The 7,061-nt window shown below is 74.1% G+C and carries 6 protein-coding genes; 5 read left to right on the top strand and 1 reads right to left on the bottom strand.

The annotated features are described in order from the left end of the window. Positions 1 to 246: 246 nt before the first annotated feature. Positions 247 to 831, bottom strand: coding sequence for a hypothetical protein (locus tag HCN52_RS19815; protein ID WP_168089809.1), 585 nt, complete (start codon positions 829 to 831; stop codon positions 247 to 249). Between the two features lie 129 nt (positions 832 to 960). Between HCN52_RS19815 and hemL the strand changes: the two genes are divergently transcribed. From hemL to resB, 5 genes are all read left to right on the top strand, one after another. Next, on the top strand, positions 961 to 2,280 hold the full coding sequence (gene hemL / locus HCN52_RS19810; RefSeq protein ID WP_168089808.1) for a glutamate-1-semialdehyde 2,1-aminomutase: 1,320 nt from the start codon (positions 961 to 963) through the stop codon (positions 2,278 to 2,280). A 227-nt stretch (positions 2,281 to 2,507) separates the two neighbouring features. Next, positions 2,508 to 3,317, top strand: coding sequence for a histidine phosphatase family protein (locus tag HCN52_RS19805; protein ID WP_168089807.1), 810 nt, complete (start codon positions 2,508 to 2,510; stop codon positions 3,315 to 3,317). Between the two features lie 165 nt (positions 3,318 to 3,482). Then, positions 3,483 to 4,184 (top strand): TlpA family protein disulfide reductase, encoded by a 702-nt coding sequence (locus HCN52_RS19800; RefSeq protein WP_168089806.1) that lies wholly within the window; start codon positions 3,483 to 3,485, stop codon positions 4,182 to 4,184. Continuing rightward, positions 4,184 to 4,948, top strand: a complete 765-nt coding sequence (locus tag HCN52_RS19795) for a cytochrome c biogenesis CcdA family protein (protein ID WP_168089805.1) — start codon at positions 4,184 to 4,186, stop codon at positions 4,946 to 4,948. The genes HCN52_RS19800 and HCN52_RS19795 overlap by 1 nt, the downstream gene beginning before the upstream one ends. A gap of 180 nt (positions 4,949 to 5,128) precedes the next feature. Further along, positions 5,129 to 7,061: cytochrome c biogenesis protein ResB (resB, locus tag HCN52_RS19790; protein WP_168089804.1), on the top strand; the 1,933-nt coding region annotated here is incomplete at its 3' end.

The raw sequence follows: 7,061 nt of genomic DNA, 5'->3' as shown, positions 1-7,061 counted from the left end.
CGGCGTACGGGCCCGCGTCGAGGAGGAGTTGCGCCTCGACCTTCACCAACCGCCCCTCGGCGTCCGCGTGGTGGCGGTAGCGGAGCAGGGTCGGGTGCCGGTGCGGTGCGGCCGATCGTGCGGGCGGGAGGTGCCGCCGCGCGCCTGTCGCACCGGGGGCGGCTCCCGCACCGCCGCCCGCGCCGGTACCGGCCCCGCGGCGGGGGCAGGGCGGGCGGTGCGGGTCAGGCCCGGGTCAGGTCAGGGTCACGGCCAGACGAGGCAGTACGGCTGGTGCCCGGCCTCGTGCAGCCGCCGGGAGAAGTCCTGCCACTCGTGAAGCAGCCGGTAGACGCCGAACGCGTCGCGCGGGCCGCTGCGGTCCGGGACCGTCGACCAGATGAAGGCGGCGGCGCCGACCGTCTCCTCGCCGATGCCGCGCAGCGGGTCCACCACCGTCGTGGGGAGCTTGACCACCGCGTAGTCCGGGTGGAGCACGACGAGTTCGAGCGGCGGGACCCGGTGCAGCGGCACGCCCTCTATCCCCGTCAGGACCATGGCGGCCATCGTCTCGGGCTTGATGCTGGTGAACATGCCCTGGCCGAGCTCGTCACCGCCCAGCTCCTCCGGCCGCATCGAGGTGGGGACCCGCGCGGCGGTGGCGCCGTTGGGCGCGCCGAAGTACTTGTACGTCACGTCCATGCGCGCCGCGCGCCCCCCGTCCGCGACCGGCTGTTCGGCCCGGGGCTGCTGGCGGCGTCTGCGTCGGTGCCGGCCGCGCGCAGCACTCGGGGGCACCTCGGGCCCGAGGTCTCCGGTGCCCTCGCCGATACCGCCACCGCCGCGCTGCATGTCACCGCCCGATCTCGCCGCGACCCCGGCCGCGTAAACCCGATCATCGTCTCTGTGGCCTTCCCCCAGCCGGACACCGGCGAAACGCCCGGAGGCACGGTGGAACGGGCCTGATGTCACCATGGTCGCGTGACCTACTCCTACGATGCTCCAGTCTCGCAGACGCTCTTCGACCGCGCGGCGGTTGTCACACCAGGGGGCGTGAACTCACCGGTGCGGGCCTTCCGCGCCGTGGGTGGAACGCCCCGTTTCATGGTGTCCGGTACCGGTCCCTACCTCACCGACGCCGACGGACGCGAGTACGTCGATCTGGTGTGCTCATGGGGCCCCATGATCCTCGGCCACGCCCATCCGGCCGTCACGGAGGCGGTGCGCGACGCCGTCGGGCGCGGCACCTCCTTCGGAACCCCGGGGCAGGGGGAGGTGGAGCTGGGCGAGGAGATCGTGGCCAGGATCACCCCCGTCGACCAGGTGCGGCTGGTCTCCTCGGGGACCGAGGCCACCATGTCCGCGATCCGACTGGCCCGCGGTTTCACCGGCCGCGCCAAGGTCGTCAAGTTCGCCGGCTGCTACCACGGCCACGTCGACGCGCTGCTCGCCGCGGCGGGGTCGGGCGTCGCCACCTTCGGCCTGCCCGACACCCCGGGCGTCACGGGCGCACAGGCCGGCGAGACGCTGGTGCTGCCCTACAACGACCTCGACGCCGTGCGTGCCGCGTTCGCCGCCCACCCGGGTGAGATCGCCTGTGTCATCACCGAGGCGTCCCCCGGCAACATGGGCGTGGTGCCGCCGCGGGAGGGCTTCAACGCCGGTCTCCGCGACCTGTGCCGCGAGAACGGCGCGCTCTTCGTCTCCGACGAGGTCATGACCGGCTTCCGTGTCAGCCGCGAGGGCTGGTACGGCATCGACGGTGTCGCGCCCGACCTGATGACCTTCGGCAAGGTCATGGGCGGCGGCTTCCCCGCGGCGGCCTTCGGCGGCCGGGCCGACGTGATGGCGCAGCTCGCGCCCGCCGGCCCCGTCTACCAGGCGGGCACCCTCTCGGGGAACCCCGTCGCCACCGCCGCCGGCCTCGCGCAGCTGCGGCTCCTGGACGCCGACGCCTACGCCCGGGTCGACGCCGCCTCGCTCCAGGTCCGCACGCTGGTCTCCGAGGCACTCGCGGCAGCGGGCGTCGCCCACCGGCTCCAGGTCGCCGGGAACATGTTCTCCGTCTTCTTCACCGACACCGAGGTGACCGACTACGCCGGCGCGCGCTCCCAGGAGGCCTTCCGCTTCAACGCGTTCTTCCACGCGATGCTCGCGCGCGGCGTCTACCTGCCGCCGTCGGCGTTCGAGTCGTGGTTCGTCTCCAGCACCCACGACGAGCGGGCGATCGAGCGGATCGCCGCGGCGCTCCCGGAGGCCGCCCGGGCGGCGGCGCGCGCGACCGACGAGAGCGGCGTCTGAGAGCGTGTGTGAGACCCCGCGTCGGATCAGCTCGCGGCGTCGGATGCGGTCAGCTGCACGGCGGAGGGGCGCCCTCGTACCGGGGTGTATTCGGGCGTTCCTGACAACGCAGCAGATGGCCGTAGCTGGCGTCGCGGGCCCGGCGCGGGGTCTCAAACACGCTCTGGGGCCGCCCGCCACCCGCACGACAGCGGCCAGCGGGCCGTGAACCACAGGAAAGGGCACAGATGACCGGCACAGCGGACAGCGACAGAGATGTGACGACCACCCCGCCGGCGCAGCGCGACGGGCACGCGGGAGGGCCGGCCGGGAGCGACACCCCGGCCGGCGCCGCGCCGGACCCCGCCGCCGGGACCGGCGCCGGCCCGGGAGCCGACGGCTCACCGGCCAGGACGGTCGTGCACGTGGTGCGCCACGGCGAGGTCCACAACCCGGAGGGCGTGCTGTACGGCCGGATGCCCGGCTACCACCTCTCCGCACTCGGCCGGGAGATGGCGGAGGTGGTCGGCCGCCACCTCGCCGGCCGGGACGTGGTCCACGTGGTGGCGTCCCCGCTGGAGCGCGCGCAGGAGACGGCGGAGCCCATCGCCGCCGAGCACGGGCTGTCCGTCGCCACCGACCGGCGGCTGATCGAGGCGGCCAACGTGTTCGAGGGGAAGACCTTCGGCGTCGGCGACGGTGCGCTGTCCCGTCCGGGCAACTGGAAGCACCTGTACAACCCGTTCCGCCCCTCGTGGGGCGAGCCGTACCTCGACCAGGTGGTGCGGATGCGGGGCGCGCTGGAGGCGGCGCGGGACGCGGCCCGCGGCCACGAGGCGGTGTGCGTCAGTCACCAGCTGCCGATCTGGCTGCTGCGCAGCCACGTCGAGCGCCGCCGGCTGTGGCACGACCCGCGCAAGCGGCAGTGCACCCTCGCGTCGCTGACCAGCTTCACCTTCCTCGGTGACGAGATCGTCTCGGTCGGGTACACCGAGCCGGCCATCGACCTGGTCCCGGTGCACCTGCGCGCCGGCGGCGCCCGCGGCTCGGGCGCCTGACCGCGCGCCCCGGCCCGGCCCCGCCCCGTTCCGCCTCGTGCGGAGCGGGGCGGCGCCGCTCCGACCTGGCCGCACGCGGACGCGGGGCCGGTCCTTATCCGTTCCTTACATTCCGGACAAGGGGGGCGCGGAAGATCGCCGCGACACGCATGGGAAACTTTTCACATGATCCAGAGCGACCCGTCCCGAGGCCGTGACGCGTACCGACGCTCCGCGCTGACCGCCGCCGCTCTCGCGCTGTCCGCCGTGGTGCTCACCGCCTGCGGCGGGGGCGAGGGCAGCGGTGCCGAGGCGTCCTCCGACGGCAGCGCGTTCGTGGAGGGCAGCGGCGTGATCACCTCGGTCCCCGTCGGGGACCGGCTTCCCGCTCCCGAGCTGACCGGCGAGACCACGCACGACGAGCCGATCGCGCTGGCCGACTACGCGGGCCAGGTCCTGGTCCTCAACGTCTGGGGCTCCTGGTGCGCGCCCTGCCGGGCCGAGGCGCCGTACCTGGCCGCCGTCTCCGAGGACCTCGCCGACCAGGACGTGCAGTTCGTCGGGATCAACGTCCGCGACCACGACCCGGCCAACGCCCGCGCGTTCGACCGGCGGTTCGACATCGCGTACCCGAGCTTCTACGACCCCAAGGGCCGGCTCATCCTGGAGTTCCCCGCCAACACCCTCTCCCCGCAGGGCATCCCCTCCACCCTGGTCGTCGACCGCGACGGCAACATCGCCGCCCGCGCGGTGAAGGCGCTGACCGAGGAGGAACTGCGCGGCATGATCGAGCCGGTCCTCGCCGAGGGCGACACCGCGCCGGGTGACGGCAGCGAGAGCGACGGCGACGCCGGCAGCGCCGCCGAGGGCGCCGCGGACGACGCCTGATGGACGTCCTGACGGCGGTCACCGACACCAACGAGACCGTGCTCGGCGGCGCGCTGCTGCTGGCCCTGCCGCTCGCCCTCATCGGCGGGCTGGTCTCGTTCTTCTCCCCGTGCGTGCTGCCGCTGGTGCCCGGCTACCTCTCCTACGTCACCGGTGTCGGCGGCGCCGATCTCGCCGAGGCACGGCGCGGCCGGATGCTGCTGGGCGCCTCGCTGTTCGTCCTCGGGTTCTCCGCCGTCTTCGTCTCCGGCGGCGCGCTCTTCGGCGGGTTCGGCTACCTCCTCCAGGAGCACCGCGAGGTGCTCACCCGGGTCTTCGGCGCGCTGATCATCCTGATGGGGCTGCTGTACCTGGGGCTGTTCCCCCGGCTGGGCCAGCGGGAGTTCCGGCTCCACACCCGCCCCGGCCTCGGCCTCGCCGGGGCCCCGCTGCTGGGAATCGTCTTCGGCATCGGCTGGACGCCCTGCATCGGCCCGACGCTGGCCGCCGTCAACTTCCTCGCCATGCAGGAGGCGACCGCGCTGCGCGGCGCCGTGCTGATGGTCGCCTACTGCCTGGGCATGGGCGTGCCGTTCATCGTCGCGGCGCTGGCGTTCCGCCGCAGCCTCAGCGCCTTCGGCTGGGTCAAGCGCCACTACGCGTGGGTCATCCGCATCGGAGGCGGCATGATGATCGCCACCGGCGTCATGCTGATCACCGGCCTGTGGGACGTGATCGTCTACGAGCTGATGGTCTGGTCCGCCGACTTCCAGGTGTGGATCTGATCCGATGACGCTCCCCGCCCTCACCCCGACCCGCCTGTCCTGCGCCGGCCGCACCCCCGTCGCGGCCGCCGCGCGGACACCGGCCGCCCACGGGCCGGCCGGGGCCACCCCGGGCACCCGCCCGACCAGCGACCGAGCCGGCGGCAGCCACGCCGGCGCCCGAGCGATAGCGACCAGCCGATGAGTGAGCACACCGACCGCACCAGCGCCGGCCCCGACGGGCGGGAGGAGACCGGCGAGGCGACCGACGACGCCTCCCGGCTGTCCACCGCTCCCCGCACCGACGCCGAGCGGGAGGCCGCCGCGGACCGTGGCGGCGACGCCGGCGGCGATCCGGCGGGTGCCGGGTCCTTCGGCGGCATCCGTGAGCCCGGCCTCGCCGGCGGACTGGCCTGGACCGGGCGCGAGGCCGTGGGCTGGGCGCGCTGGATCTGGCGCCAGCTGACCTCGATGCGGGTGGCGCTGATCCTGCTGTTCCTGCTGGCGCTGGCGACCGTCCCCGGTTCGCTGATCCCGCAGGAGGGCGCCAGCCCGATCGCCGCCGCCGAACTGCGCGAGAACAACCCGACGCTGGCGTCGGTCTACGACCGGCTCCAGCTGTTCGACGTGTACAGCTCGGTCTGGTTCTCCGCGATCTACCTGCTGCTCTTCGCCTCGCTGATCGGCTGCATCCTGCCGCGTGCCTGGCAGTTCGTCGGCCAGCTCCGCGGCCGCCCGCCGCGCGCCCCGCGCCGGCTGGACCGGATGCCCGCGTACACCACCTGGCGGACCGAGGCCGCGCCGCGCGAGGCGCTGGCGGAGGCCGAGCGACTGCTGGGCCGCAGCCGGTTCCGGGTGGACGGCTCCGCCGTCCCCGCAGCCGGCGACGCCTCCGCCGGCGGGTCCGTGGCGGCCGAGAAGGGCTACCTGCGGGAGGCGGGCAACCTCGTCTTCCACGTCGCGCTGGTCGTGATGCTCATCGCCTTCGCCGCCGGCGCGCTGCTGCGCTCCGAGGGCGGGAAGCTGGTGCCGGTCGGCAGCGGCTTCACCAACACCCTCACCCAGTACGACGACTTCTCCTCCGGCACGCTCTTCGACGCCGACGACCTGGAGCGGTTCACCTTCGACCTCGACGCGTTCCACGCCGACTTCGTCCGCGAGGGTCCCGACCTGGGCTCGGCCCGCGACTTCCGCGCCGACATCACCTACTGGCGGGACGGCGACACCGAGGGCACCGAGGCGTCGGTGCGGGTCAACCACCCGCTGCACATCGGCGACGCCAAGGTCTACCTGCTGGGCCACGGCTTCGCGCCGCGCGTCACCCTCGTCGACGGGCAGGGCGAGGTCGCCTTCAGCGGGCCGGTGCCGTTCATCCCGCAGGACAACGCCCTCAGCTCCACCGGGGTCGTCAAGGTCACCGACTACGTCGGACCGGACGGCGAACCGGACCAGATGGCGTTCCAGGGGTTCTTCAACCCGACGTTCGCCCTCACCGCCGAGCGCGGCCCGCACTCGACCTTCCCCGACCCGGACTTCCCCGCCCTGACCCTCAACGCCTACCACGGCAACCTGGGGCTGGACTCCGGCATCCCGCAGAACGTGTACCAGCTGGACACCCGGTACATGGAACAGCTCACCGACGAGGACGGCGAGCCGCTGCGCATCAACCTGCTGCCGGGGGAGGAGTGGGAGCTGCCGGACGGCCGCGGCACCCTCACCTTCGAGGGGTTCGACCGCTGGGCGACTTTCCAGGTCTCCAGCTCGGCCGGGAACGGCTGGGCGCTGATCGGCGCCGTCGCCGCGGTCGCGGGCCTCGCCGCCTCGCTGCTGATCCAGCGGCGCCGCGTCTGGGTCCGGGCGACCACCGGTGCCGACGGGGTGACGGTCGTCGAGATGGCCTCGCTGGGCCGCTCCGAGTCGGCCCGCGTCCCGGAGGAGCTCGCCGAACTGGCGCTGGCTCTCCAGCCGACCGCCCCGATGCTGCCGGAGCCTGCAGGGGAGCCTGCAGGGGAGCCCGCGGACGAGCCCGCGGAGGAGCGCTCAGGGGACGAGCCCGCGGCGGACGAGGGCCGCGGTGACGGTGCCGGCCGACCGGCCGCCGAGCCCGACGGCGCTCCCGCCGCCGGGCGCGTCC

Source organism: Streptomyces bohaiensis (genome assembly GCF_012033785.1).
GTDB classification, from domain to species: domain Bacteria; phylum Actinomycetota; class Actinomycetes; order Streptomycetales; family Streptomycetaceae; genus Streptomyces; species Streptomyces bohaiensis.
The sequence above is the reverse complement of the archived record's forward strand: the minus strand, read 5'-3'. Positions and strand labels throughout refer to the sequence as shown.